We start from the raw sequence: 23,471 nt of genomic DNA, 5'->3' as shown, positions 1-23,471 counted from the left end.
CATAACCAACACTGTTAGTGAGGTGTCTTTCCCTGTTAGCGGCTTAAGCGGCGACTCAGCGGAAAAATTTGCGTTAGTCCCTATCAGTCTTGTGCCAGGTATTGGGTTATACGGGACGGTTGCGGGCTTGGATGCAAATTCATTTCAATAATTTTTTTGTGGTTGCTACATCCAACAGACAAATGCCTACGTATAATGAAACCGAACCCAAACCAAAGGAGTGTTCACGATGAAATCCAATAAGTTTTCCCTTGCCCTTTCCTTGGGCACAGTATTGATTGCTGGTACTACACTTGCAGGGTGCAGCAGCAACCCGTTTTCCGCTGAAAAAAGTGCCGACACCAAAAGCACCACCGAAGCCAAACCAGCGGCAGATAGCGCCGCGAAAAAAGATGGTGCTTGCGGTGCGAAAAAAGACGGGAGCTGCGGTGCTAAGAAAGACGGTGCTTGCGGTGCGAAAAAAGATGGTAGCTGTGGTACCAAGAAAGACGGTGCTTGCGGTGCGAAAAAGTAAGTCTTAAATATCAGCTTCGCCTCAGCCACTTCCTTGGCTGAGGCAATTTCACTAGCTCATGGGGAACGGGCAAGCGGAAATCTGTCTACAATCGGCTTTCCTGTGTGGCGTGCATCCAACAGCCGCCAACCGACGTATAAGAACATAGAAGGATCATGATGGAAGCACTGAACGAACTGTTGCAACGCAGCGGTCAGGGTGATGCAACCGCTTTCCGGCAACTGTATGACGCGGCTTCCCCGCGCCTGTTTGCCCTGTGCAAACGCCTGCTGCGGGATGAAGCACTCGCCGAAGATGTCTTGCAGGAAGGCTTTGTGAAAATCTGGCATCACGCCGCTCAATTTGCCGCCAGCAAAGCCAGTGCCATGACCTGGATGACCACGATAGTGCGCAATCAGGCACTCGACAAACTGCGCCAAGGGTACAGCCGCCCGGCGATTGCTGAGGAAGTGGAATACGAAACCTTGGAATTTGCCTCGCTTGACCCGGGGCCAGATGCCTTGCAACAAATGGGAGAAGATGCCCAACAATTGATGCACTGTTTGGAACAGCTTAAACCGGAACAGCGCGAATGCATCCTGCAAGCCTTCTATCACGGGCAAACTCATGAGGAGCTTGCCCACTCTTTGGCAAAACCGCTAGGCACAGTGAAAGCGTGGATACGGCGTGGATTGGAACAGTTAAGGGGGTGCTTGCAATGAGGCGTTACCAAAACCCGGACATTTTTGAACATCTGGCGATGTCCTACGCATTAGGCACTTTGCAGGGCAAGGCACGCCTGCGCTTTGAGAAATTGATGAGCAAACACCTCTACCTGCGGGCTGTTACCTACGCTTACCAACAGCAATTTGCCCCATTAGCCAACTTATTGCCAGCAGAACAACCACCGGCACGGGTGTGGAATGCTATCAGCAAGCAATTACAGTTAGGTAAAACCGCCACCCCGCGCAAAAGCTGGCTGGCAAGTGTGTGGAACTACGTGCCGGTAGCCGCTTTTGCCTCGATTGCCGCATCGGTGGCGACGGTTTTGCTGTTGAACCTAGGCAACCAGCCCAATGTTTACATGGCGAACATGAAATCCCCGCTCCAGCAGGACAAAATGATGGTGGCGATGGTCTACCATGACACGATGGAAATAGCCTTCGACATGCCAACAGGCGCATTGCCCATCAAGGATGACATGATGCCGACGGTGTGGTGCATTCACAAAGACAGCAACAAGCCGCCCATGCGCATGGGGACGCTGACTGCCAAAGGCGAAAACCGGATGCCGATTGACAAGGCAACGTGGAAAGAAATGGCGAATGTCAGCCAGTTTGCCATCAGCCTCGAACCAATGGATAAGCCACCCAGCGAGACCCCGTTAGGCGAAGTCATTTTCAACGGCGAGCTTGCCGCGCTGTAAGACCGGCGGAAATCAGGTATGCTACGCACACTTATTTTTGCTGGAGTGTTGTATGTTTTTGAAATGGTTTCTAGGTTTACCCGCGCATTTACGCATAGCCATCATTCTTGCCCCATTTATAGCGATTGGTGGTTATGGGTTGACCGATCTGTGGATCACCAAAAACCAGCCGAAACAAGCAGCCCCCATTTCGATGGAAGCTTTACAACTTCAGGGTGAATGCTGGTTGGCAACCAACCAATGTGCTTTGCAAAATGCCCGTATGAAAGTGGCATTGGTACGCAAAGACGCTTCTCAGCCCGGCTTGGTACGGCTGGAAATTTTCCCCGACACCAATATTCGTGGCATCGAAATGTCATTGGTGCAAGCGGGTGAAGAACACTTGATTGTAGTGAAACCCAATGAGGGTGGTGGTGCTTGGCCGAACCCTGAGAGTGGTGCCTGGTTTGTGGAATTTCCTGAAAAGCTGCTAACCCCATCACCTTCCGTCTTGCGTATTGCTTTGGCAAAATTCGGTTCGGTGGCGTATGCGGAAATCCAACAGCCACAATTTTAATCACATTTCAACGGATAAAGGCTCTACGGAGCCTTTTTTCTTGCCTTAAATCATTGCACACCCTAACAACTAGCACTACGCTGAAAGTACAAAAACAGCAACGTTCATTCCGCTAGAGATAAACTGCATGTCAGATCTTGTTTTTTACTACCATAACCGTTTGCCCTGTCCTGCATTCGCGATACTGGAGACCGCTATCAAAGAACACGGTGAACATGAACTCACCTCCACCTTTGATGAGTTCAGGGTTGATCAGTATGTGCTGGCAGATTCCGCCACATCACGGATTGTCGCGATCGACTTCGACAATACCATTACTGCCGACCCCGACTTTTACCTGTCACTGATACAGGTTTACCGTGAAAGTGACTGGGAACCGATCGTATGTACCTTACGCGATGATATGGATGATAATTTGCTGGAAATCCGCGACAGACTTCAGGGTGATGGGATGCGGATTTACACCACCGATGGTAGAAAAAAACGGGCTTTCATGCTTCATCAGGGCATTAGCGTCGGACTCTGGATTGATGACTATTTTCCAGGAATCATTCAGTTCGGCTCGCCGCTGCTCCTCAGAAATGGCATTGAATACTAAAATGAGTACTAGCAATGGAACCACAACTCGACTCTAGCCAAGAAATACTGGAATGTTTTCTTAACGGCAAATTCAAACGCATGGATTGCCCCCAGTGTGAAAACACCTTCCTCACCAAAGTCTACGAAATGAAGTGCTTTGATGCAGGCAAAAAACTCAGCATCAAGTGCGCCGAGTGCAAGCGCAACTTCACTGCTGATACCGACAGCGAATCATGGCGCAATTACGTTGTCCTCGAAAAGCAGTCACTGGGGCTGGAATATTTCATGGATGCCATCCAGCAATCCGGGCTGCAAAACGTCCCGTTCGTGCGCCGTGTCGGGGTACTGGATGACGATGGCAAGCCACTTGACCCCGCCTGCATCCACCTGTTCAGCTTTGAAGAGCCGGACTACCGCATCATTTACGTGATGGAACGGCTGGAACATTTGAACGAAGCCGATTCCGCTTTTTTCACCGAACACGTCCACGAAATCGACTGGATGGAACAGGAAGATCGCCTCAAGGTATGGAATTACGTTGCCGAGCGCTACGGTGTTGCTTTGGCGGAGGACATGCGCAAGCTGTGCCTGTATTACCGCGAACACCAGAAATACCTCAACTGGGATCTGCACGGCGACAACCTGATGCGCAGTATCGTGAATAGCAGGATAGTAGTGATGGATCCGTTTGCGCCGAAAATGGGCGATTATATGGAAGCGTGAAAGGCTACTAACCAACAACCTCTACTTGTACGTTAGCCGTGCCATTCAGAATCAACCCCAGCCGTTCTGCTGCGGCTTGGGAGACATCCACAATACGACCCGGTTTAAATGGGCCACGGTCATTGACGCGAACAATCACAGATTGCCCGTTTTCCAGATTGGTCACGCGAATAGCTGTACCAAAAGGTAGATTGGGGTGTGCGGCAGTCATGGCGTACATATCGTAGGTTTCACCGCTAGCCGTTGGGCGACCATGATATTGGGTTCCATAATAGGAAGCTCTACCGATGTCTTGCGGGCGATTGGTTTGCTCTGGAACTGGCTGATAACGGGGCTGATACGCTGCCTCCTGATAAGCAACCTCCCTGAAATTATCAACAGCTTGCTGATGAACGGCTGACGGTTTCTCGTAGATGTCGTAGTGCTGAACGTTGTTCACTTGATAAACGAGGTAATCAGCCACAGCAACGTTACCAAACAGTTGAGAAGAAAGCAGAATGCAGCCAATGAAAAATTTTAAGCTAATGATTGTTTTGATGTTTTTCATGATTTCCGCTCCGTCCGCATGTTTATTATTTGATGCCTCCATGTTCACATAAACCAATTTAATAGGAACGCCCCCCCTAGACAGACGCAAAAATAAGGGGAATGACCGCAACTAACGGTTATTAATAGAGGATAAGCGGTAGAAAAAAAGCCGAAAATTACTGACGAACGGATCCGCCCGTCATTGAACTAAGTATGGGCATTTCTGATAGATGCTGATATATTTGTCACATACATAATGCAATTAACGATCGAATGGGGTTGCTGTCAGTGGCTTCAACATGGCAGTACTATATAAACATCTAATAACAATGGAATTTAGATAATGGTCAGCGATACTTTTTTCATTGGGCGGGCACGACTAGGGCAGTCGTTCTTATTGATCTGTGGGATGGCTAGCGGGTTAACGCTGGCTGCTGAGGGCACTTATAACTGCATTCCCATGCCGGGAGGGGCTAGTTCACTAGAGTCGATGTCTTTTAATGCGCCACCACCTGCGCCTTCTGTCAACATGCCGAGTACTGCCGACAATTTTTACATCGTACAAAAGGGCGATACCCTGTATGCGATTATGCGTAAATCTGGCGTTCCTATTGAAAACCTGATCGTTCTCAACCAACTGTCATCCCTTAATAACTTGAAAGCAGGTCAATCATTGAGGCTACCTGACTTAGCACAGCCGTTGAAACAGCCTGAAATCATTTCTGCTCAACCCTTGACCTTACCTAATGAGATAACATCAAGAGCCAATACTGACGCTTCGAGCACGCTAGTCGATCGGCATGTGGTGAGAGTTGGCGATACGCTTTATGCCATTTCCCGCAAAACCGGTGTTAGCATTGAGCGTCTTGTTTCCCTGAATCAGTTAGACTCTCCCAATAGCCTTAATGCGGGACGGCAATTGAGATTGCGTTAAGATTTGACGATTGGAGCGGGTGATGGGAATCTAACTCTTGTCATAACCTTATGATTTATAAAAAGAGGAATGAGTTCGATAAACAATCTTACACACAATCTTACACACACTTAGGAAAGTCATACCCAAAAGCGGCGCAAGACACTGCAAAAACTCGTTAGAATCGAAAGCATTTCACCAACGGCGAGGCAACGCCAAAAGGTAGCAAATGCCAATTACCAACACCCAAGCGGATAACGCCAAACCCAAAGCGCAAACCTACCGCCTGAATGACGGCGGCGGGTTACAACTGGAAATCAGGCCAAGCGGGCGCAAGTGTTGGCTGTACCGCTACCGCAACCCAAGCACCAAAAAGCCAACCGTTCACACCATTGGTGAATACCCACAAGTAAAGATCGGTGCAGCGCGTACCAAGTTGATGGAAGTGAAGGGCATGATAGCCAAGGGCATAGACCCAAATGCCCAAAAGCAACGGGATAAGATGCGCGGGCAGGGTGAAACCTTCAAAGACGTGGCGTTAGAGTGGTACGAAAAGCGCAAGCCCAAATGGACAGAGACCAACGCCACCCAAACGCTGCAAAGCTTGGAGCTTGACGTATTCCCATACATTGGTGGGCGCGTGGCAAGCGAACTTGAACCACCCGACCTGATGCAAATCATCAAGCGCATCGAATCACGCGGCTCACTGAGTAAGGCGGGAAAGATACTGGCTCGATTGCGCTCAATCCTTCAGTACGCAATGGATACCGGCAAGATAAAGACCAACCCAACGCCTTCACCGGGGGCGTTAACCGCACGACCAAGCGGGAACCACTTCAACGCCTTAACGCTGGCAGACTTGCCCGCCTTCATGGCTGACTTGGAAGCATACCGTTCTGAGGTGTTGCGCCGTGCCGTTCAGTTCACCCTGTTGACCTTTGCCCGTACCGGCTCGGTCAGAATGGCGGAATGGCAGGAAATCGACTGGCAAGCCAAAACGTGGAACATTCCAGCCGCTCACATGAAGATGGGAGAGGCGCATATCGTGCCGTTATCCCGTCAAGCGCTGGAACTGTTGCAAGCCTTGCAACCCTTCACCCGTGATTCACGCCTGATCTTCTACACCAATCACCCCGACAAGGTGCTAAGCAGCAACGCCCTGTTGCAAGTCATCAGGCGCATAGGCTGGAAGGAGAAGACCACCGTTCACGGTTTCCGTGCCTTGGCATCAAGCGCCATGCATGATGCAGGCTTTGAACCCAAGGTAATAGAAAAGCAACTGGCACACGCGGAACGCAACAAAATAGCAGGCGCTTACAACTACATGGCGCAATACATGCCGGAGCGAATCAGGTTGATGCAATGGTGGGGCGACTTCCTAGACAGCCAACGCATAGGCGCAAATGTGGTGGTGGGAAAGTTCGGGCAGAACCGGACGTAATTCTGTAGTGCAATTGCAGTATATGAAATAAGCGGTTTTGTGTATTGAATGGCGTTTATTGTGCGGTTTTATCGCCTGTATTCTCTTGGTTTTGTGGTGTAGGTTCGTTTTTTGTTCGCTAATTAAAGGCTGGAAAGTGTGGCGGGAAGTAATGTTGTTTATCTGAAGACGGGCGGGAAAACCTCTGTGAATGTTGAATCAGAGGGGCGCGTAATCATCAGACCAAAAATAGTAAAGCAGGTATCACCACCCGTGGAGGGCGCAATATCACCGGGGCAACGGGCAGAATTCAAGGCAATGATTGACGAATGGGTAAATGTGTCGGGCTTAGCGGGGAAACCGATAAATTACGGCGGCGCATATAAGCGGCTTTTTAGTCAAGCAAAGAGCATAGGGAAGGCGGGGGCGGGGCGGCTCGATGACTATCCTATGTGTGACTTTGAGCGCGGGGTGGAATTTATACGCTCTGAGATAGGGAAACTTAGGAACACTAACCGCTTTAGGGATGTAGACCCAGATGCGGCGCGTAACGCAATGCTAGGGGAAATTCACCTGAAGGTTAAAGCCCTTGGGATTGCGGATAGTAAATACCGTGATTACTTACAGGCTGAATACGGCGTAAGTTCATCGAAACTACTGGAGATTGGGCAGTTACAACGCTTCAGGGATTACATACGGGGCGGCGGCGTTTGTAAATTGCCAGCACCCAAAGAGAAAACAGCGCAAGAATTAAGGGAAGAGTCTCTAAGCGCCTTGATGGTGGAACGCGGCGGCAAGGTGTTTATCAGCATGGATGATGCACACGCACAACTTGCCAAACGTGACCCGGCGCTATTTGCGGGCATAGGGTTTGAAACATTCCAGGTATTTTGGAAACAACAAGCAAAGAAGAAAATATGTGTGCTGAAACGGGGGCGCAAGCCGTCAAGCCTTGAATCGCCTGTAGCGCAAAAAGAATAATTCGGTGTACCGGAATTGTACCGTTTTTAGAGTGCATGACTTGTTGAGAATGGTCTTGTGTTTAACAAGACCTATAGAGAAGTATAGACATGCAAGACCGGAATGTTAGAAAGCCTGAAATGCTGAAAATAGCGGGCGTTTGTTATGGAACTGTCACCAAATGGGAGAAAGCCGGACGATTCCCTAAGCGTACTGGCAATGGCGGGCGTGCTGTTTGGTGGAAAGAATCGGAGCTTTTGAAGTGGCAGCAAGACCCAAAGGGATGGGAGCCACCAAAATGAAAAACCCCTCACGGGCAATGAGGGGCTTTCATGGGGGGCGCTTGATGTTCTACGGCTGGGGAAAGCCGACAATAGCACACCCCGAAATACTTGCCAACGGCATTAACGGGGGGCGAAGGTGCGCAATGTAATACCTTTTCCCGAGCATGAGCAAGAGGAATACCCAAGGGTGGAGCCGGGGGCGTATGCCCTACGCTTCACCCACTGGGAAACCAAGCGCCGTTTCAATACTGGCAAAGTGAGCGTATGGTTTGAAGTGGTGAGCTATGGCGAAGCCTTCGGGGTTCGACTTGCCCGCCACTACAACGCCAAACACCTGATTGGAAAGCTCGGAAAGAAGGGCGGCTTTTATGCTGGCAAATGCTCAGACCTAGCGCGTGAGTTTTACACCGTGATGGAATTGGCAGGTGAACCAGTGGGAAAGTTTCGCCCTGATCGTTTACCCCTGCATTTGCTCGGTTCCCATGTGGTGGTGGGCGTAGTGCGTGATGTGAAGCACGATTCAAAACGCAAACCCATACCGCAAGCCTTGCAGTATTCGGTAGTGGATGAACTGAAGGGCATTAAGCCACCCTGACATTTTAAGCTATAGTTGTGGTCATAGTCGTGTTGTAGTTTCCCTACCCCTGAACACGGGCAACGCCTTACAGGGCAAGCGTTTCAGCGGGTAGGCTTGGCAAGGAATACACCCAAGGGGAACAAGACAGAAAGGGTGTTTGATCAATCGCTTGATTTTCTACGCCCCATCTTCGGATGGGGTTCCCTGAATACATAACCCGCCAACCATTACAAAATAAGACAGAAACCCATTACAGCCGTTTATTATTCCCTGATAGAATCGCCCGATAATTACCGGGAAGCACTTTTCTGTGCGTGTTTTCGCGGGCTTAAAGGGCATTCAGTAGGCAATCAACAGGGGTTCAGATGAAGATTACACCAGAGACGGCGGCAAGTTTATTCGCACAAGAATACGGCGCAACCCTTCACCATGAAGATGATGAGCGCGATCTAATCGAGTTCGGGCAATGGCAGCTTGAATGCACCTCAAACACCATGAAAGCATTATCGGCTGCTATAGGGAGTCGACCGTATGGGGGCGCAAGCGTCGCAGACTTGGAACTTGACGCGGTGATGCAGTTACTTTCAGGGCAGGCAAGCATGGCTGCAAAGGTGTTTGACATCATCTTGGTCAAACACATTGTTAGAGAAAAAGGAGTAGGTATTTCAACGGAAACGCTTAGAGAGATAAAAAACGCGGTTCCTCATTCTTGAAAATGGCGGCGGTGTTTTTCTCGCTGCTTACGGGTGATTTCCCATATCTGCTTCTGTGAAAGCTTGTATTCCATCGCCAATGATTGACACGATTCAGCACCAAGGCGGCGGGCTATGGAAATATCCCTGAGTTCGCGCCTTATCGCATCACCACGGGGAAGGTATACCTGTATTCCCCCAAACACTTCAGAGAGTTCAATAGCGGCGGCTTCAGCCATTTCCTGAGACTTTGCCGAGGGCATTCCATAACGCTGAAAGAATGCCGCGAAATGGTCGCTGATAGCCAACAGGGTTTCAGGCCATGCAGTGTTATTTGCTGGGGTGTTCATGTTTTATCCTATTGAAAGACGGGCGTACTTAAGTCTGTCAGGTCGGGAAAAAGGTGGTGAGTAACCTACTACATTGTTCAACATCCATCGGGATAAAGCGGGAAGAATCGGGAACTGGTGGGATGTGGATTTGCAATTGAATTGTATTTTTACCCCGTGCAAGGCTGTTACACTTCCCGCAATACAACACCGTGACCATATTGCCAACGTCGGCAAAATGATCATGGAAAACCTTGCCAACCTGTAGCGAGTCCACAATATGAACGACCCAACGCCACCGCGTAAAACCATCAGCATCACGCGCAAGCCTGCCAACACTGGCACACCTACCACCGAAGTGGGGGGTAACGTAGTGAAGCGCACCGGCAAACGCATCATTACCCGTGATCAATTGCCAGCGGCAAACCTCACCCGTCCTGGCAAGTTTGAGAAGCCCAAACCGAAACCCGCAAAAGCCAAGCGCAAACCAAGACAGCCACCCAAACCACCCAAAACGCCCCCAAGTGAATTAAGGGCGCGTGAGCTATCCGATAGCCTTAACAACTTCACCATCTGGCGTGAACGCTTGCCCCTTGCCCTAGGCATTGAAAAGCAGATATTCCGCCACATTGCCGACTTGCACTTATCCGCAAGTAAGCGCGTAGTAAGCAAGATGTTGCACTACCACACCCATCACCGCCAATACTTGCTAAACGCGGTGAACGGCTTTCACCGATTCAACCTTGATGGCAGCGAATCGGGGGAATTAACGGCAGGTGAGAAGGCACACGCTTGGACACTGATAAACCAAAGCATCGAACGCTAACTAAAAATATGACAGTGGAACTTTGAGCAAGTGCTAGACCCCGAATTTATGCAAGCCTGATATGAAAGCGGGTAAAAAAGCGGGTAAAAATTCAAGCGAAAAAACGAAAGCCTGTGCATGGCGCGGCTTTCAAGAGTTTATTCGAGTCCTGATAAGGGGCGGAATGTGAAAATAGCGCCTACCGCTCTTGTGGATATGCCATAAAACAGAGCGACAAGACGCAAACATCCCAAACAATCAAACACCGCAAAGGTTCACGCTTACGGGCGAACTTGCCGACTGGCTGGAAGATCAAGCCGACCGCAACACCCGCACCCCGTCACAACAGGCAACCTACTTTCTGCAAGGTATTAAGCACCGCAAAGAAGAGGGAAAAAGAGCCAATGAAGAGCGCAAGGCAAAGCGTGAAGCCCTAGGCTTTCCAACCCGCAACCTGAAAGCCGCCTAACCCGGAAATGAAAAAGCCGCTACGTACTGGAAATACATAACGGCTTGATTGGTGGGTTGTCGGTGCTGGAAACACCTTCAACCAAATGCTGAAACGACCAAAGGAAAATCATCGTGTATCAACAATGCGAGTATACACCAAGCGCCCCCGTGCGCATCAATCGTGAAAACCGCACACAAGCGGAATTTTCAATCCATGAATCCGATTTGCATATAAGCCCGCTTTTGCCCTATGCTTATCGGGCAGTCTGAAAGATCAGGCAGCAAACAGCAAAATTCTGGGACTTCAATCCCTCTTACGGCGGCAAGACCGCCCACACGCACGGCGGTTTTTTTTCGCCTGTAGGATGCGCAACAGCGGTTAATGCCGGGTATGCGTGGACTACAAGACGGTGAAAACCGAAACAAGCGCGTCGTTTCCGTAAGGACGATTGAAGTACCCGGCAATATTTGCCCAATTCAAAAATCTTACGAGTACGAAACGATGAACGCATCTATCAGCATGGGCGCATCCGCCCACAATCCCCTACAGGCGCTTGCACGTCTGTTGCCTACTGGTTCCCCCTTCCCCATCGCCAAACCACCCAAGCGCCACGCAAAAGCTGCAAACGGCTTGCAATTATTGTTGGGCAGTGATGGCAGTATTACCGCTTACCACCACAGCAACCCCGTGGCGTGGATTCTTCCCGGCTACCACCACAGCACCGAAACCGGCTTGCGCTGTGAATTCGTCGACGTGGCCTACCATCGCCAAACCCGCCACGGTATCAACATGGAAACAGCCGACTTTGACACCCTGCCTGAAGCCGTGAGCTTCATTAACGGCGTGTTTGGAGGTGCTGTATGAGCCTGCAAAAACCCCGCAAACCAAAAGCACCAACCACCATGGTTAGCGCCCCCGCTGGAGATCGTCTATGCCGCCTTACTGAAGTAATGGCAATCGTCGGCTTAAAGAAAAGCACCATCTACAAGGCTATACGTGATGGCAGGTTTCCCAAGCAAGCCGAAACCCACACCGCCATTAGTCAGTGGCGTTACTCAGACCTGCAAGCCTATGTGAAGGGCGACTACAAGCCCATTCATGCCACCGTATTGACGCTGGTTAATAAGGCAAGCGGGGTGAATCATGGCTAACCCAACCACTACCGGCGCAATCGTCGCCCCAATCCCCTTTCAAGACCGTGTGAAGCTGGTGCATGAAGAAATCCAGCGCCGCAAATCCGAAGCCAACCCCGCCAACCCTACCCACTTCGTAGCGCGTCTGTGGGTGTCTTGGCTGAATCGCAACGTGCTGAATGCAGAGGTGGCGCTATGAATCCTGAAATCATCACCCTGTTAGAGCAACTCAAAAGAAGCGGCGCGTCATCATTGGCTATCTTCGCGAAAGGCGCTACCAATGACTACTGCACCGATCTACGCAAGGAAGAAATGCTCACCACCATCATGCTGATCTTGGATGAACTTGACGAAATCCGCACCGGCTTGAAGCGCGAAATGGAGGGTAACACTCATGGCTAACCTCACCCATCACCTGCATGACGGCGTATGGATTGACAAGCAACTTGCCAAAATCCCCGAAGACTTCCATGCAATCGTGCGGGCGCAATACGCTGACCGCTACCTGAGCAACACCGACACCCAACACGAAGGTGAGCGCCGCCGGAACACTAACCTATGGTTCCGGGAAACCATCAATTCCCTGACCCTCGCATCAGGCGACAAACGCTTAGAAGCCAAACACCGCCTCGCACTCACAGCCGCCAAAATGCTGCAAATTGCCGATCTGGACACCACCGCAGAATGGGCGCGTGGTCAAGGTGTGCGCGTCCCCACTTACCCCAAAGTGGAAACTGACCCACACCAGAAAAACAGCCAAGCATCAGTAAAATCGCGCCTCTGTTCAGTTGAGTGGTGGGATGCGCAACGCACCAAAAAACACCGCCGTGATGCAGAAGCCGCGCAAATCCGCGCTGGCAACGTTAGCAAAGACGCCTCCCCCTACGCATCCCAAGAGGCGGTTGATAATTACCAGTACCGTCAAACGCTGCTGGAAGCATGGAAAAAGCAAGCCGTGCTGATTTCCAATGAAGGCGACGAAATCAGCCTAGATGACGCTGACAGCGAACACACGGCGGCATTCATCAAGTTTGCTGAATTCATGGTTCGGGTTAACGGAATGTCAGCCATCGCCAGTGACGCCTACGTGTCGGCTGATATTGTCGACGCACAGCCGGAACACATGACCACCGGCAAACGCGGCGGCGCATTGGCAGACCTCCCGGAACTCAATGTGTTTGCGTCTGCTGAACCAGAATCATGGGTAGGTGTGTTTTTCACCCTCACCACCCCATCACGTTTCCATCGCTACAGCACCCGCACCAACAGCACGTTGGAGCTAAACCGCAACTATGACCCCAGCAAAACCCCAGCCGATGCGCGGGACTGGTTGCAAGAAACATGGAAGCTCACCCAGACCGCATGGAAGCGCAAAACGAAGCACATCCGCCCTATCGACGGCTACGGATTCCGCATGGATGAAACCCATCATGACGGTGTGAGTCACTACCATTACGCTATATGGGTAAAGTCCAAAGATGTGCAACGCGCCGTTGAAATTTTCTATAACAAAGCACTCAGAGGTGCGCACACTGACCGGCTCACCAAAAAAGGCGCATGTGTCTATGGTCTAGCGCGTGACGCCACCGAACGTGGCGCGAATGAACGTCGCCTCAGTTTCAAAATCATGACCAGCGCGGCGGGCATGGTGAGCTACATGGTGAAATACATCACCAAGGGCTTAACCGGTGCAGACTGGGATGATTTACAAGCGGGCGTCCCATCCGATCAAACCATTATCAAAATCATGGCTAGAAAATCCGTGTGGGGCTTGCGTCAGTACGCTTTCTGGAATGCCCCCAGCGTCATGGCGTGGCGCGAATTGCGCCGCATCACCGACGCACAAGAGAACCCCCTGCTCGAATCCGCCCGCCAAGCGGCACACGCCAAAGACTGGAAGGCATACACCGAAATCAACGGCGGCGCGGCATGTTCCGCTCGTGAACGTCCTATTCGCATGATGCGCCAACCCAAGCAGGATGCAGAAACCGCCACCGATGCCCACAACCAATACGGCGAAGTCATCAATCAGGTACGCGGTTTGCTCGTGGAAGATGCAGAAATCCGCACCCGCCTGAAAGATTGGTATCTGCTGAACATCGGCTCGCTGAACAAGTTGCTCGTGCAAAAGTTCCTTCGTGAATCCGACACCAAAAAATCAGACCTGTCCCCGACCTTCAGCGACGATATTCAAGGCGTGATTGATCAAGCCAAGACACAAGGCAAGCTGCACAAGCTGGCAGAACGCGCCGGAATCGTCATGTTCTCCCCCTCCTCCTCTTCCTCTTTGGGCGGTTCACCGCCCCTCGGACTCGTTGGAACAACTTCCCACGCTCAAAGAATCGGAGGTGATGTGTGACTAAGCCACTCAATCAACTAGACCTTTTTGCACTGCCAACAGTTGCACCAGTTGCGCCAGAACCAACTATCAGCGGTTTGCACTGGTACAAACCCGACGGTTCACCGCTAATCGTGCGTGTTCCCGTGGCGACACGTTCAAGGACTACCCCGCCAAGTATGAATTTCAAGGCGTGGTGTGGTCAGGGCGTGGGCGTATGCCGTGGGTAATCGACTGCTATCAGCACGATCAACACAAGTGCAACCGTGAGGCGGCTTTTGCTGCTATTGAGGCGGACATGCTCAAACGTGGTTATCGGAGGGTTTCAGCATGAATCCACTACTGACACCACAACAGAATACAGAATTGACCGCGCTACGCAACGCCAGCGCGGGATCCGTATCACACTGGAAAACGGAAACGGAAAACACCCCGATCGACTGGCAACGCATTCATGCACTAATCCCGTGGTTCGCAGTCATCGGCGCAGTGGTCATGTGGGCAATGTTCCTACTAATCCCAACGGCATTTAACCTTCACTACGCGGACATGTTCCCTGCTATGTCGAATTGGTCATATGTCGCAATGGGTTTGACCCTCTGTCTCGCAGCATTCCGCGCAGCAAAAGCCAAGCATGGTGTTCATGCAATCGGCTTTACCTTCGCCGTGTTACTGCTTAGCTACTGGTTTTAAGGAGATTTCAAATGAAAAACGATGATAAAAACTTCAATGCTGGCTTTGCCTTCGCAGATTATAAACAGGCAGGTCTACTTTTCTTGTTGGGCGCGATGGCTGCTTTTCTCATGAGTTCCTACTTCATGGTGTCATACGCGACCGGCGGCATAGACTTTGATAAGTGGACAGCGATGGAATGGAAGTATGCAATCACAGCGGTGATGGTAACAGCGGTGATGACCGGGTTTCAGTTCCGACTCTATGGCAATGGCGATATGCACGGCGGCGGCAAGGTCGGTGTCCTCGCTGTGGTGGTCGCAGTGGCATTTTCCTTGCTCTCTGAAGTCGGGCAAGGCATGGAACGCGACGAAGTGCGCATGGAGACCAAAAGCCAAGAGTCCCCAACCTACCAAGCAGCACTGGCAGCGCTCGGTAATAGCGCCAGCACCAGCTATAACCCCTACTCTGCCGACCTGCAAGCCGCTGAAGTGAAGCTCGCACAGTGCCAAGCTCGACTGGCGCAAGGCAAAGAAAACATTGTGATGGCAGCGCGGCGCGTGTGGATGCGGTAAACAAGATGATTGCCACCCACAACGCAGCAAGCCAACAACAAGCCACCGCCCTGCTGGATAAAGCCAAGTCGATGGAAAAGGACGAAAGCAATTATTTTCCCATCGTGGGTGTGATCGTGGAATGGTTAGGTGTCAGCGGCAAAACTGCCAGCCTGTTGTTCAGCGTGATTATTATCTCGATGTTCGAGTATGCCTTTCATTACTTGGGCGGTGATTTCAACCGCGCACGCCAGAAACTCATAGACAATGGTTACGACGTGACCCGCAAGTTACGCCAACCGCCCCGGAAATTCGATGGCAGTATCAGCACCTATTCCGATCGGAACGAATCCGCTCCAGTATCCGCATTCACCAGCGGCGCGAACTCTGCCAAACAAACTGTGGGCGAATACGCGGCAAAAGTTGAGGCGGGATTAAAATCATCCCTGAAGTTATCGCCACCGAATATGCACGCGCACAAAATGCCCGCGAACAGATGGCGGCAAAACTGGCGACACATTAAAAACCGTGGGCGATAAAATCGAATCAGCATTTAAAAAACCTGATTCGATTGAATTAGACAGACCTGAAATTAAACCAGCGAACATGAAACAATCACCGGAACAGTTAGCCAATGTCCAGCGCTTGTATAAAGAGCAAATGCAGGATTATGAAGCGGGCAAGGTTTTCAGTGAATCCCCTGCCCCGGAAATCAAGCGCCAGTCTGTTGCTGAAACTATCCGTGCGTTAGTGGATGCGGTAAAAAAATCAGGTGCAAAATCTGAAGCCGATATTCAAGCAGCGGTATTCGATGGCTATTCAAAACTATTTAACCCTGCTGATCTGGATGACGGCGACCTTCAAAAAGTAGCGGCTAAAATCGCCAAAAGCGAAGCACCTGCTACCCCTTCCCCTGCCATGCCGTTCAGCCAACGCACCGGGGCAACCGGCTTGCACAACCCCGCGTTAGGCACTGCCGAAGAGCACTATCCGCTACCCCTTCCAACCGCTACCCCAACCACTACCCCGGACTACCTAAAGGGTAGTGAACGGACTACCCCAACCACTACCCCAGCGACTACCCCGGACTACCTAAAGGGTAGTGATCGGACTACCCCAGCGACTACCCCAACCACTACCCCGGACTACCTAAAGGGTAGTGAACGGACTACCCCAGCGACTACCCCGGACTACCTAAAGGGTAGTGATCGGACTACCCCAGCGACTACCCCAACCACTACCCCGGACTACCTAAAGGGTAGTGAACGGACTACCCCAGCGACTACCCCAGCGACTACCCCGGACTACCTAAAGGGTAGTGATCGGACTACCCCAGCGACTACCCCAACCACTACCCCGGACTACCTAAAGGGTAGTGAACGGACTACCCCAGCGACTACCCCGGACTACCTAAAGGGTAGTGATCGGACTACCCCAGCGACTACCCCAACCACTACCCCGGACTACCTAAAGGGTAGTGAACGGACTACCCCAGCGACTACCCCGGACTACCTAAAGGGTAGTGATCGGACTACCCCAGCGACTACCCCAACCACTACCCCGGACTACCTAAAGGGTAGTGAACGGACTACCCCAGCGACTACCCCGGACTACCTAAAGGGTAGTGAGGGCGGACAGTTGAGCGCTCTCTATCGTCTGTGGATAACTGGCGTTCTCGATGGAACTGTTAAATCATCAGAAGGCGCATTTGCCGACTTTGTTAACGCTCACATCGACTCGAAGCGGGCAGGACTGAACAAGGCAAAATTAGCCATTATCTGGGACAAGTTCGGGCAACGTGGCGTAGCAGAGGGAAAGCTGATTATTAATCCTGAATACACACCCGGAAATAGGAAAACAAAATATTTGAAAGCATAATCACCAAAGCGGGCAGGGTAGCACCTGACCCGCATTAAATAACCATCAAAGAGCCGGGATTATTCTCGGCTTTTTTGTATTAACATTTATATTAATCAGTAAGTGAGGTAAATATTTTGTATCAAGATCGAAGACAATGGGCTAGGGCGGCTTATTCCATCGGACTATTATTAATGGTCATGTGGCTAATCGAACCTGAGCAATTAATTCAGCTAGCAAAATGGCAAGAAGCTAAAAATCTTTGGTGGGGAACTGGATTTATTCAATCCGTGATATTCACCATTGCAGCGGGTTTGATCTTCCCCAAAGCAAAAAAGTTAGACATGGAATCGCTCGACGAAGTAGGCAGCGATGCATGGCAATTTGTCATAGGTTTTTACGTTGCAGGTGTTGGCTGGTTTATCGCGATGTTATGACCCGAATCAACCAACCATCAATCAAGCCGCCTCACCTGATGCGGCTTTTTTTGTGAAGCGGGCGACTCTTGGCAGTTCATGGCGGGGCTGTTTTTGTCTGGCTTTGCGTGGTGGGTTGTTTTGTTATAGGTGGGGAATCGAACCACAAGCACCGGCGCGGCTTGTAGCCGACCATATACACAAACCACTACACAGGAACGGCGGCAACGTGTAGTAGATGCGATTCATACACACAATCTTACACACACATTAGATAGCCGATGGTGCACTAGTATAGCCTGTGGTGGACGGTGTAGGGCTTGATGTGCAAGGGGTTTGGAGGTGGAATGCACGTTAGTGCACGACTATGGACAATAGAATGGAGCGGGTGATGGGAATCGAACCCACGTATGCAGCTTGGGAAGCTACCGTTCTACCATTGAACTACACCCGCTTATTGAGATAGTGTCAGCAGGTCGCTATTGTAGTGCGTTTTCGCCGAGACAACAATCATGATGACGACATTTGCGGACAAAGTACTGGCGTGGTTCGACCGGCACGGGCGCAAAGACTTGCCTTGGCAGCAAAATCCCACCCCCTACCGTGTTTGGGTGTCGGAAATCATGTTGCAACAAACCCAAGTCAGCACCGTCATTCCCTATTACGAACGTTTTATGCAACGCTTCCCCGATGTGCAAACCCTTGCCGCTGCACCGCCAGATGATGTGCTGAAATTATGGGAAGGTTTAGGCTATTACAGCCGCGCCCGCAACCTGCACAAAACCGCGCAACAAGTATGCGACATCTACGCAGGCGAATTCCCCACCGATATGTCCAACATGGAAACCTTACCCGGCATTGGACGTTCCACCGCTGCTGCCATTCTCTCCCTCAGCCACGGGCAACGCGAAGCCATTTTGGATGGCAACGTCAAGCGCGTACTGGCGCGTTACCACGCCGTAGCAGGCTGGGCGGGGGAGCCGCGTGTGCAAAAACAACTCTGGGCATACGCCGAACAACACCTGCCCGCTGAGCGTAACGCCGCTTACACCCAAGCTATGATGGATATGGGCGCAACCCTTTGCACCCGTAGCAAACCGCTGTGCCTGCTTTGCCCATTGCAAGACGATTGCCAAGCTTTTAAACAAGGCACACCACAAGCCTACCCCGGCAAACGCCCGACAAAAGCGCTACCCGAAAAAACTGCATTGGCGTTGCTATTACGCAATACGGCAGGCGAATTACTGCTGCAACAACGCCCCCCAACCGGCGTTTGGGGCGGGCTGTGGAGTTTCCCCGAATTTGCTGATGAAACCGCGCTGCATGACTGGCTGGCGCAGCATTTCGCCCCGACACAGGCCATTGCGACCCTTTTACCCGTGTTAACGCACACTTTTTCGCATTATCGTCTGCATTTACAACCCTTACAGGTCGATTTAGACGCGCAACCCGCACGGATAATGGAAGGTAACGGCTGGCTCTGGTATAAAGCAAACACCGAATATACTGGCGGGCTGTCAGCCGCTGTCCGCCAATTTTTCCAGACCATTGACTGAATCACTGAGGAAAACACATGACACGCATGGTGAACTGCATCCATTTAGGCCGCGAAGCCGAAGGCTTAGACCGCCCCACTTACCCCGGCGCATTGGGCGTGAGAATTTACGAACACGTTTCCAAAGAAGCCTGGGGCAAATGGTTGAAACAACAAACCATGTTCATTAACGAATACCGCCTCAGCACCATCAACCCCAAAGACCGCAAATTCCTGCAAGAAGAAATGGAAAAATTCTTCTTTGGCGAAGGCGCGAGTGCGATTGATAACTTCAAACCCGTGTAAAACGCGTAGGGGCGGTTCGCGAACCGCCCTTACCCAGAACCAAAACCCCGCCCCCAACCCAACATCACTTCGCCGGTGGTTTCCAGATCATGGCTTCCATCTGCCAATTGGCCAATACATCTTTAGGCGGCACGGAGCCATCCGGCCCATTCCACGTACCGCCAAACAAATACAGCACATTGCCGGTTTTCGGAGCGTAACACAGCACTTTGCCGGATAATTCTTCTGCCCCTGCGCGGCACTCTTCGGTTGCACCGTAGGCGTACACTTCGTTGAAACGGCTTCCCAGCGCATGACCCAAGCCATTGCCGATCAAATTGTCAGACACCATTACCGAAAAGATTTTTTCCTGTTTAGCATCGGGGTTAATGGTTAACAACGGTTTTAAGTCCTGACTGACCGTAATCACTGGATATTCCCGCCCTTCTGCATAGTTAGTGCGTTGTGCAACATTTAAGCCTTGAAAAGCCATCGTGATGTCATGCAGATTGAACGGTGTATTGCCGTTGATTGGTCCAATGCCATCCACCGACAACATTTCGATAGGTTTGACGGTTGGTTGTACTACTGTATTTGCCTGATCATCACAAGCTGTCATACTCAACAGCACCACGGTTGCGCCTAACATCCATCTCTTTCCAGCCAAACGTTGCATATTCGCTCCTTTACTTAATCGCCGCGTCAACATTCTTCCATAAAAAGCCTAGCCGTGCATTTTTATGCTTCCCTGTTTATAGTCCAGAACCTTAGCCATCACCTGAAAAATACCATGCCTGAAAATCCCGTCTGGCTGATTGATGCCAGTATTTATGTCTTCCGTCCGTGGTTTGTACGCCAACCCATTGTGTTGGATAGTGAGGGCAATCCCGTGAATGCGGTGCTGGGTTTCCTGCGCTTTATTTACAACCTGCTGCAAACCGAACAACCGCAGCACATCGCGTTTGCCTTTGACATTAGCCTGCAAACCTCTACCCGCAAAGCCATTTACCCCGCGTATAAAGCTAACCGCACCCCTGCCCCCGCCGATCTCAAAATGCAGTTTCAACTGTGCCGCGATTTTTTGGATGCGCTCGGCATTGTGCAAGCCGCCAGCCCCTATTTTGAAGCAGATGATGTCATCGGAACCTGGGCAAAACAGCAGCGCAATAACGGGAAAACCTGCATGATTATCAGCGGCGACAAAGACTTAGCGCAATTGGTCAATGATGGCGATATTTGGTGGGATTACGGCAAACGCACGCCGCTGCCACCCGGTGGCGTGAAAAAAGAATTCGGGGTTTGGCCTGCGCAAATCCCCGATCAACTAGCACTGGCGGGCGATGTAGCCGATAACATCCCCGGCATTCCGGGTGTGGGCATGTCGACCGCAGCAAAACTGTTGCAGAAATTCAGCAGCGTGGAAGTGTTACTGTCGCGCATTCCTGAAATCGGGCTGATGAAAACCCGTGGGGCAAAACGCCTGCAAGAGCTGGTCGGGGAACATCAAGACACCGTGCGGCTGGCACGGCAATTAACCGGCATTTATTGCGACGTACCCGATGTACCGCTGGATTTGCGGCGTAAGGACAAAGATTTGGTGCAATTGCAGGCATTGTGCGAACGCTTGGGACTGACCGAACAACAATACAATCTATGGAAGCATGTCTGAACTGGGATTTTCAGGATTACAAGATTAGCAAGATGAAGAGCATCACGTGGTGAAGGTGCGCTCTTAATCCTGCTAATCCTTTCATCCTATAAATCCCAGTTCAGACTCGTATTCTTCGCTGCGTTCCATCCATTCCATTTCCACTTCCTCCAATTTGGCATCGAGGTTGCTTTTGTCGAGCACCAGTTGCTTGAGCTTGTGGCGGTTGGCATCGCTGTAAATGTCGGGGTCGGCAAGCTGTGCTTCTAACGCGGCTTGTTGCTGCTGGAGCTTGTTCATTTCCTGCTCCAACTTGTCGATCTTTTTCTTTAAAGGCTGCAATTGTTTACGCTTTTCGGCGGCTTCGCGACGCTGGTCTTTGCGTCCTTCTGCCGTGTGCGTAGGGGCGGTTCGCGAACCGCCCTTACAGGATTCGTCTTCTTCTTTGCGAAAGCGGTTTTGCAGCCACGCCGCATAGTCGTCGAGGTCGCCGTCGAATTCCAGCGCTTTGCCACTATCGACCAGCAACAGCTTGTCGGTAACGGTTTTGAGCATGTGGCGATCGTGCGAGACGATGACCATTGCACCCTTGAATTCCTGCAATGCCATGCTGAGGGCGAGGCGCATATCGAGGTCGAGGTGGTTGGTCGGTTCGTCCAGCAACAGCAAATTCGGGCGTTGATAGATCAGCAAAGCCAGCGCAAGCCGGGCTTTTTCACCGCCGGAAAAGGGTGCAATCGCTTCTTCCACCCGTGTGCCTTGAAACGCAAAACCGCCGAGGAAATTGCGCAAATCCTGTTCGCGGGCTTGTTTATTCATGTCGCGCAAATGTTGCAGCGGCGATTGATCGACTTTGAGCTGTTCGAGCTGGTGCTGGGCGAAATAACCAATTTTCAGGTCGGGCGCTTGCCAGCTTTCACCGGCTTGTGCAGGCAATTGTCCGGCAAGAAATTTGATCAGGGTGGATTTACCCGCACCGTTGGGGCCAATCAGACCAATGCGGTCGCTGGGGAAAATTTGCAACTCCACTTTTTCAATGATGGTTTTGTCCGCGTAGCCAAGGCGTGCTTCGCGCACATGCAGCAAGCGATCCGGCAACTTTTCGGGGTCGCGGAAGCTGAAGTGGAATTGCGAATCGACGTGCGCGGCGGAAATAACTTGCATCCGTTCCAAGGCTTTGAGGCGGCTTTGCGCTTGGCGGGCTTTGGTGGCTTGGGCGCGGAAACGGTCAACATACTTTTGCATGTGTTCGCGTTCACGCTTTTGCTTTTCGTAAGCCGATTGCTGTTGCGCAAGTTTTTCCGCACGGGTGATTTCAAAGGTCGAATAGTTGCCGGTGTAGAGCGTCAAGCGGCTGTGTTCGATGTGCGCAATATTGGTGCAAATCGCATCGAGGAATTCGCGGTCATGCGAAATCAGCAGCAGCGTGCCACGGTAATTTTTCAGCCAATCTTGCACCCAGATGACGGCATCGAGGTCAAGGTGGTTGGTGGGTTCGTCGAGCAGGAGCAGGTCGGAACGGCACATTAGGGCTTGCGCGAGGTTGAGGCGCATCCGCCAGCCGCCGGAAAAGCTACTGACGGGGTTACTAATTTGGTCGGGTTTGAAACCGAGTCCATGCAGCAAGGTGGCAGCGCGGCTTTCCGCTGTATAGCCGTCGATGGCATCGAGGCGGGCGTGGAGTTCGCCGAGGTGTGCGCCGTCGGCGTGTTCGAGTTGCTGGCGCAGGCTGACGTATTCGGTGTCACCTTCGAGCGCGTAATTGAGCGCGGACTGGTCGGTGGCGGGCGTTTCTTGCTGGACGTGCGCGATGACCCACGCAGGCGGTATCGAAAAATTGCCCGTGTCTTGGTGCAATTCGCCGCGAATCAGCGAGAACAGGGTGGATTTGCCGACACCGTTCGCACCCGTGACCCCGACGTTCTGACCGGGGTGGATGCTGAAAGAAGCGGATTCGAGCAGGGCTTTGGAGCCGCGCCGTAGGGTTAGGTCGGAGAAGACTAGCATGGAAAAACTCTATCGTTGATTGGCTTCGTCGCGGGAAAGGAAATCAGTATTTGCATCTAAATGAACAGGATCATTGGCGAGCTTTTCAATGAAATTGGCATCTTTAAGCACATTGTTTCGCCATGCGGTATATTCTGCTGAGTACTCTGCATCTGGGGCAATTGCTCCATCCTGTTGGGCGCACAGAAAACTTACAAAACCTTCCAGCATTTGTAACTGCTCAGGATTAAGTTGTTGTATTTTCTGTCGAAGACTTTCCAAATCAGACACACCACGACTCCCATTTATTTT

At 51.4% G+C, this 23,471-nt stretch carries 33 protein-coding genes and 1 tRNA gene; 28 read left to right on the top strand and 6 right to left on the bottom strand.

The genetic code is table 11. The features are described 5' to 3' along the window. Positions 1 to 229: 229 nt before the first annotated feature. From L2Y54_RS08500 to L2Y54_RS08475, 6 genes are all read left to right on the top strand, one after another. A complete protein-coding gene (locus L2Y54_RS08500; RefSeq protein WP_236501402.1) occupies positions 230 to 514 on the top strand; it encodes a hypothetical protein in 285 nt (94 codons plus the stop codon). A gap of 155 nt (positions 515 to 669) precedes the next feature. Next, positions 670 to 1,215: a sigma-70 family RNA polymerase sigma factor gene (locus tag L2Y54_RS08495; protein ID WP_236501401.1), complete on the top strand. Its 546-nt coding sequence runs from the start codon at positions 670 to 672 to the stop codon at positions 1,213 to 1,215. Then, positions 1,212 to 1,919 (top strand): anti-sigma factor, encoded by a 708-nt coding sequence (locus tag L2Y54_RS08490; RefSeq protein WP_236501400.1) that lies wholly within the window; start codon positions 1,212 to 1,214, stop codon positions 1,917 to 1,919. Before L2Y54_RS08495 ends, L2Y54_RS08490 begins: the two co-directional genes overlap by 4 nt. Positions 1,920 to 1,971: 52 nt before the next feature. Further along, positions 1,972 to 2,475, top strand: coding sequence for a hypothetical protein (locus tag L2Y54_RS08485; protein WP_236501399.1), 504 nt, complete (start codon positions 1,972 to 1,974; stop codon positions 2,473 to 2,475). Positions 2,476 to 2,602: 127 nt separating this feature from the next. After that, the gene (locus tag L2Y54_RS08480; protein WP_236501398.1) at positions 2,603 to 3,073 is read left to right on the top strand and encodes a type II toxin-antitoxin system RelE/ParE family toxin; all 471 of its coding nucleotides are present in this window, start codon (positions 2,603 to 2,605) and stop codon (positions 3,071 to 3,073) included. 14 nt (positions 3,074 to 3,087) lie between these two features. Continuing rightward, a complete protein-coding gene (locus tag L2Y54_RS08475; RefSeq protein ID WP_236501397.1) occupies positions 3,088 to 3,777 on the top strand; it encodes a hypothetical protein in 690 nt (229 codons plus the stop codon). A 7-nt stretch (positions 3,778 to 3,784) separates the two neighbouring features. Here L2Y54_RS08475 and L2Y54_RS08470 read toward each other — a convergent pair whose 3' ends face one another. Beyond that, the gene (locus L2Y54_RS08470) at positions 3,785 to 4,324 is read right to left on the bottom strand and encodes a septal ring lytic transglycosylase RlpA family protein (RefSeq protein WP_236501396.1); all 540 of its coding nucleotides are present in this window, start codon (positions 4,322 to 4,324) and stop codon (positions 3,785 to 3,787) included. 324 nt (positions 4,325 to 4,648) lie between these two features. Here L2Y54_RS08470 and L2Y54_RS08465 point away from each other — a divergent pair, with 324 nt between their 5' ends. The 6 genes from L2Y54_RS08465 to L2Y54_RS08445 all read left to right on the top strand — a co-directional run bounded on the left by L2Y54_RS08465 (position 4,649) and on the right by L2Y54_RS08445 (position 9,172). Further along, positions 4,649 to 5,239: a LysM peptidoglycan-binding domain-containing protein gene (locus tag L2Y54_RS08465; RefSeq protein WP_236501395.1), complete on the top strand. Its 591-nt coding sequence runs from the start codon at positions 4,649 to 4,651 to the stop codon at positions 5,237 to 5,239. A 208-nt stretch (positions 5,240 to 5,447) separates the two neighbouring features. Continuing rightward, complete coding sequence (locus tag L2Y54_RS08460) at positions 5,448 to 6,659, top strand: tyrosine-type recombinase/integrase (RefSeq protein WP_236501394.1); 1,212 nt, start codon at positions 5,448 to 5,450, stop codon at positions 6,657 to 6,659. A gap of 138 nt (positions 6,660 to 6,797) precedes the next feature. Then, positions 6,798 to 7,619: a hypothetical protein gene (locus tag L2Y54_RS08455; RefSeq protein WP_236501393.1), complete on the top strand. Its 822-nt coding sequence runs from the start codon at positions 6,798 to 6,800 to the stop codon at positions 7,617 to 7,619. Positions 7,620 to 7,708: 89 nt separating this feature from the next. Beyond that, on the top strand, positions 7,709 to 7,900 hold the full coding sequence (locus tag L2Y54_RS21855; protein ID WP_414718457.1) for a helix-turn-helix transcriptional regulator: 192 nt from the start codon (positions 7,709 to 7,711) through the stop codon (positions 7,898 to 7,900). 118 nt (positions 7,901 to 8,018) lie between these two features. Further along, entirely contained in the window at positions 8,019 to 8,477 is a 459-nt protein-coding gene (locus L2Y54_RS08450) for a hypothetical protein (RefSeq protein ID WP_236501392.1), read from the top strand. Between the two features lie 347 nt (positions 8,478 to 8,824). Continuing rightward, a complete protein-coding gene (locus tag L2Y54_RS08445) occupies positions 8,825 to 9,172 on the top strand; it encodes a hypothetical protein (RefSeq protein ID WP_236501390.1) in 348 nt (115 codons plus the stop codon). Here L2Y54_RS08445 and L2Y54_RS08440 read toward each other — a convergent pair. Further along, a complete protein-coding gene (locus L2Y54_RS08440) occupies positions 9,163 to 9,501 on the bottom strand; it encodes a Mor transcription activator family protein (protein ID WP_236501389.1) in 339 nt (112 codons plus the stop codon). The two genes, L2Y54_RS08445 and L2Y54_RS08440, sit on opposite strands and share 10 nt — an antisense overlap. 259 nt (positions 9,502 to 9,760) lie before the next feature. Between L2Y54_RS08440 and L2Y54_RS08435 the strand changes: the two genes are divergently transcribed. From L2Y54_RS08435 to L2Y54_RS08375, 13 genes are all read left to right on the top strand, one after another. Then, positions 9,761 to 10,306 carry a ProQ/FINO family protein gene (locus L2Y54_RS08435; protein WP_236501388.1) on the top strand — a complete coding sequence of 182 codons (546 nt, stop codon included), beginning with the start codon at positions 9,761 to 9,763 and terminating at the stop codon, positions 10,304 to 10,306. 187 nt (positions 10,307 to 10,493) lie between these two features. Continuing rightward, the gene (locus tag L2Y54_RS08430; protein ID WP_236501387.1) at positions 10,494 to 10,754 is read left to right on the top strand and encodes a hypothetical protein; all 261 of its coding nucleotides are present in this window, start codon (positions 10,494 to 10,496) and stop codon (positions 10,752 to 10,754) included. Positions 10,755 to 11,237: 483 nt separating this feature from the next. Then, the gene (locus L2Y54_RS08425; protein WP_236501386.1) at positions 11,238 to 11,600 is read left to right on the top strand and encodes a hypothetical protein; all 363 of its coding nucleotides are present in this window, start codon (positions 11,238 to 11,240) and stop codon (positions 11,598 to 11,600) included. Next, positions 11,597 to 11,887, top strand: a complete 291-nt coding sequence (locus L2Y54_RS08420) for a helix-turn-helix transcriptional regulator (RefSeq protein WP_236501385.1) — start codon at positions 11,597 to 11,599, stop codon at positions 11,885 to 11,887. The genes L2Y54_RS08425 and L2Y54_RS08420 overlap by 4 nt, the downstream gene beginning before the upstream one ends. Then, a complete protein-coding gene (locus tag L2Y54_RS08415) occupies positions 11,880 to 12,068 on the top strand; it encodes a hypothetical protein (protein WP_236501384.1) in 189 nt (62 codons plus the stop codon). The genes L2Y54_RS08420 and L2Y54_RS08415 overlap by 8 nt, the downstream gene beginning before the upstream one ends. Further along, complete coding sequence (locus L2Y54_RS08410; protein ID WP_236501382.1) at positions 12,065 to 12,271, top strand: hypothetical protein; 207 nt, start codon at positions 12,065 to 12,067, stop codon at positions 12,269 to 12,271. Before L2Y54_RS08415 ends, L2Y54_RS08410 begins: the two co-directional genes overlap by 4 nt. After that, positions 12,264 to 14,228 (top strand): replication endonuclease, encoded by a 1,965-nt coding sequence (locus L2Y54_RS08405; RefSeq protein ID WP_236501381.1) that lies wholly within the window; start codon positions 12,264 to 12,266, stop codon positions 14,226 to 14,228. The genes L2Y54_RS08410 and L2Y54_RS08405 overlap by 8 nt, the downstream gene beginning before the upstream one ends. Then, a complete protein-coding gene (locus L2Y54_RS08400) occupies positions 14,225 to 14,437 on the top strand; it encodes a hypothetical protein (RefSeq protein WP_236501380.1) in 213 nt (70 codons plus the stop codon). The genes L2Y54_RS08405 and L2Y54_RS08400 overlap by 4 nt, the downstream gene beginning before the upstream one ends. Positions 14,438 to 14,537: 100 nt before the next feature. Then, complete coding sequence (locus tag L2Y54_RS08395) at positions 14,538 to 14,900, top strand: hypothetical protein (protein ID WP_236497411.1); 363 nt, start codon at positions 14,538 to 14,540, stop codon at positions 14,898 to 14,900. A gap of 11 nt (positions 14,901 to 14,911) precedes the next feature. Continuing rightward, the gene (locus L2Y54_RS08390) at positions 14,912 to 15,454 is read left to right on the top strand and encodes a hypothetical protein (RefSeq protein WP_236501379.1); all 543 of its coding nucleotides are present in this window, start codon (positions 14,912 to 14,914) and stop codon (positions 15,452 to 15,454) included. Positions 15,455 to 15,459: 5 nt separating this feature from the next. Beyond that, entirely contained in the window at positions 15,460 to 15,972 is a 513-nt protein-coding gene (locus tag L2Y54_RS08385; RefSeq protein WP_236501378.1) for a hypothetical protein, read from the top strand. 67 nt (positions 15,973 to 16,039) lie between these two features. Continuing rightward, the gene (locus L2Y54_RS21850) at positions 16,040 to 17,311 is read left to right on the top strand and encodes a hypothetical protein (RefSeq protein ID WP_414718456.1); all 1,272 of its coding nucleotides are present in this window, start codon (positions 16,040 to 16,042) and stop codon (positions 17,309 to 17,311) included. Positions 17,312 to 17,427: 116 nt separating this feature from the next. Beyond that, positions 17,428 to 17,727, top strand: a complete 300-nt coding sequence (locus L2Y54_RS08375; RefSeq protein WP_236501376.1) for a hypothetical protein — start codon at positions 17,428 to 17,430, stop codon at positions 17,725 to 17,727. A gap of 359 nt (positions 17,728 to 18,086) precedes the next feature. On the opposite strand, the gene L2Y54_RS08370 is transcribed toward L2Y54_RS08375, so the two are convergent. After that, positions 18,087 to 18,160: transfer RNA gene (locus tag L2Y54_RS08370), tRNA-Gly, on the bottom strand. 58 nt (positions 18,161 to 18,218) lie between these two features. On the opposite strand from L2Y54_RS08370, the gene mutY reads away from it, so the two are divergent. Together mutY and L2Y54_RS08360 are read left to right on the top strand one after the other, a co-directional pair. Then, positions 18,219 to 19,262: an A/G-specific adenine glycosylase gene (gene mutY, locus L2Y54_RS08365; RefSeq protein WP_236501375.1), complete on the top strand. Its 1,044-nt coding sequence runs from the start codon at positions 18,219 to 18,221 to the stop codon at positions 19,260 to 19,262. 17 nt (positions 19,263 to 19,279) lie between these two features. Beyond that, positions 19,280 to 19,546: an oxidative damage protection protein gene (locus tag L2Y54_RS08360; RefSeq protein WP_236501373.1), complete on the top strand. Its 267-nt coding sequence runs from the start codon at positions 19,280 to 19,282 to the stop codon at positions 19,544 to 19,546. Positions 19,547 to 19,610: 64 nt separating this feature from the next. Here the strand turns inward: L2Y54_RS08360 and L2Y54_RS08355 are convergent, their stop codons facing one another. After that, positions 19,611 to 20,201, bottom strand: coding sequence for a DUF1131 family protein (locus L2Y54_RS08355; RefSeq protein WP_236501372.1), 591 nt, complete (start codon positions 20,199 to 20,201; stop codon positions 19,611 to 19,613). A gap of 114 nt (positions 20,202 to 20,315) precedes the next feature. On the opposite strand from L2Y54_RS08355, the gene L2Y54_RS08350 reads away from it, so the two are divergent. After that, a complete protein-coding gene (locus tag L2Y54_RS08350) occupies positions 20,316 to 21,194 on the top strand; it encodes a 5'-3' exonuclease (RefSeq protein ID WP_236501371.1) in 879 nt (292 codons plus the stop codon). 81 nt (positions 21,195 to 21,275) lie between these two features. Here L2Y54_RS08350 and L2Y54_RS08345 read toward each other — a convergent pair whose 3' ends face one another. Together L2Y54_RS08345 and L2Y54_RS08340 are read right to left on the bottom strand one after the other, a co-directional pair. Next, positions 21,276 to 23,180 (bottom strand): ATP-binding cassette domain-containing protein, encoded by a 1,905-nt coding sequence (locus L2Y54_RS08345; RefSeq protein ID WP_236501370.1) that lies wholly within the window; start codon positions 23,178 to 23,180, stop codon positions 21,276 to 21,278. A 9-nt stretch (positions 23,181 to 23,189) separates the two neighbouring features. Beyond that, entirely contained in the window at positions 23,190 to 23,450 is a 261-nt protein-coding gene (locus L2Y54_RS08340; protein ID WP_236501369.1) for a hypothetical protein, read from the bottom strand. Positions 23,451 to 23,471: the final 21 nt, after the last annotated feature.

Origin of the sequence: Thiothrix winogradskyi, assembly GCF_021650935.1 — a bacterium.
Taxonomy (GTDB): Bacteria; Pseudomonadota; Gammaproteobacteria; order Thiotrichales; family Thiotrichaceae; genus Thiothrix; species Thiothrix winogradskyi.
The sequence above is the reverse complement of the archived record's forward strand: the minus strand, read 5'-3'. Positions and strand labels throughout refer to the sequence as shown.

Excerpts from the sequence above, each read along its gene's own strand:
- L2Y54_RS08425 (WP_236501386.1), top strand. The coding sequence starts at position 11,238 with ATGAACGCATCTATCAGCATGGGCGCATCCGCCCACAATCCCCTACAG.
- L2Y54_RS08470 (WP_236501396.1), bottom strand. The coding sequence starts at position 4,324 with ATGAAAAACATCAAAACAATCATTAGCTTAAAATTTTTCATTGGCTGC.
- L2Y54_RS08405 (WP_236501381.1), top strand. The coding sequence starts at position 12,264 with ATGGCTAACCTCACCCATCACCTGCATGACGGCGTATGGATTGACAAG.
- L2Y54_RS08460 (WP_236501394.1), top strand. The coding sequence starts at position 5,448 with ATGCCAATTACCAACACCCAAGCGGATAACGCCAAACCCAAAGCGCAA.
- L2Y54_RS08485 (WP_236501399.1), top strand. The coding sequence starts at position 1,972 with ATGTTTTTGAAATGGTTTCTAGGTTTACCCGCGCATTTACGCATAGCC.
- L2Y54_RS08420 (WP_236501385.1), top strand. The coding sequence starts at position 11,597 with ATGAGCCTGCAAAAACCCCGCAAACCAAAAGCACCAACCACCATGGTT.
- mutY (WP_236501375.1), top strand. The coding sequence starts at position 18,219 with ATGATGACGACATTTGCGGACAAAGTACTGGCGTGGTTCGACCGGCAC.
- L2Y54_RS08415 (WP_236501384.1), top strand. The coding sequence starts at position 11,880 with ATGGCTAACCCAACCACTACCGGCGCAATCGTCGCCCCAATCCCCTTT.
- L2Y54_RS08500 (WP_236501402.1), top strand. The coding sequence starts at position 230 with ATGAAATCCAATAAGTTTTCCCTTGCCCTTTCCTTGGGCACAGTATTG.
- L2Y54_RS08495 (WP_236501401.1), top strand. The coding sequence starts at position 670 with ATGATGGAAGCACTGAACGAACTGTTGCAACGCAGCGGTCAGGGTGAT.
- L2Y54_RS08390 (WP_236501379.1), top strand. The coding sequence starts at position 14,912 with ATGAAAAACGATGATAAAAACTTCAATGCTGGCTTTGCCTTCGCAGAT.
- L2Y54_RS08360 (WP_236501373.1), top strand. The coding sequence starts at position 19,280 with ATGACACGCATGGTGAACTGCATCCATTTAGGCCGCGAAGCCGAAGGC.
- L2Y54_RS08385 (WP_236501378.1), top strand. The coding sequence starts at position 15,460 with ATGATTGCCACCCACAACGCAGCAAGCCAACAACAAGCCACCGCCCTG.
- L2Y54_RS08410 (WP_236501382.1), top strand. The coding sequence starts at position 12,065 with ATGAATCCTGAAATCATCACCCTGTTAGAGCAACTCAAAAGAAGCGGC.
- L2Y54_RS21855 (WP_414718457.1), top strand. The coding sequence starts at position 7,709 with ATGCAAGACCGGAATGTTAGAAAGCCTGAAATGCTGAAAATAGCGGGC.
- L2Y54_RS08395 (WP_236497411.1), top strand. The coding sequence starts at position 14,538 with ATGAATCCACTACTGACACCACAACAGAATACAGAATTGACCGCGCTA.
- L2Y54_RS08435 (WP_236501388.1), top strand. The coding sequence starts at position 9,761 with ATGAACGACCCAACGCCACCGCGTAAAACCATCAGCATCACGCGCAAG.
- L2Y54_RS08475 (WP_236501397.1), top strand. The coding sequence starts at position 3,088 with ATGGAACCACAACTCGACTCTAGCCAAGAAATACTGGAATGTTTTCTT.
- L2Y54_RS08490 (WP_236501400.1), top strand. The coding sequence starts at position 1,212 with ATGAGGCGTTACCAAAACCCGGACATTTTTGAACATCTGGCGATGTCC.
- L2Y54_RS08350 (WP_236501371.1), top strand. The coding sequence starts at position 20,316 with ATGCCTGAAAATCCCGTCTGGCTGATTGATGCCAGTATTTATGTCTTC.
- L2Y54_RS08445 (WP_236501390.1), top strand. The coding sequence starts at position 8,825 with ATGAAGATTACACCAGAGACGGCGGCAAGTTTATTCGCACAAGAATAC.
- L2Y54_RS08465 (WP_236501395.1), top strand. The coding sequence starts at position 4,649 with ATGGTCAGCGATACTTTTTTCATTGGGCGGGCACGACTAGGGCAGTCG.
- L2Y54_RS08355 (WP_236501372.1), bottom strand. The coding sequence starts at position 20,201 with ATGCAACGTTTGGCTGGAAAGAGATGGATGTTAGGCGCAACCGTGGTG.
- L2Y54_RS08345 (WP_236501370.1), bottom strand. The coding sequence starts at position 23,180 with ATGCTAGTCTTCTCCGACCTAACCCTACGGCGCGGCTCCAAAGCCCTG.
- L2Y54_RS08440 (WP_236501389.1), bottom strand. The coding sequence starts at position 9,501 with ATGAACACCCCAGCAAATAACACTGCATGGCCTGAAACCCTGTTGGCT.
- L2Y54_RS08480 (WP_236501398.1), top strand. The coding sequence starts at position 2,603 with ATGTCAGATCTTGTTTTTTACTACCATAACCGTTTGCCCTGTCCTGCA.
- L2Y54_RS21850 (WP_414718456.1), top strand. The coding sequence starts at position 16,040 with ATGAAACAATCACCGGAACAGTTAGCCAATGTCCAGCGCTTGTATAAA.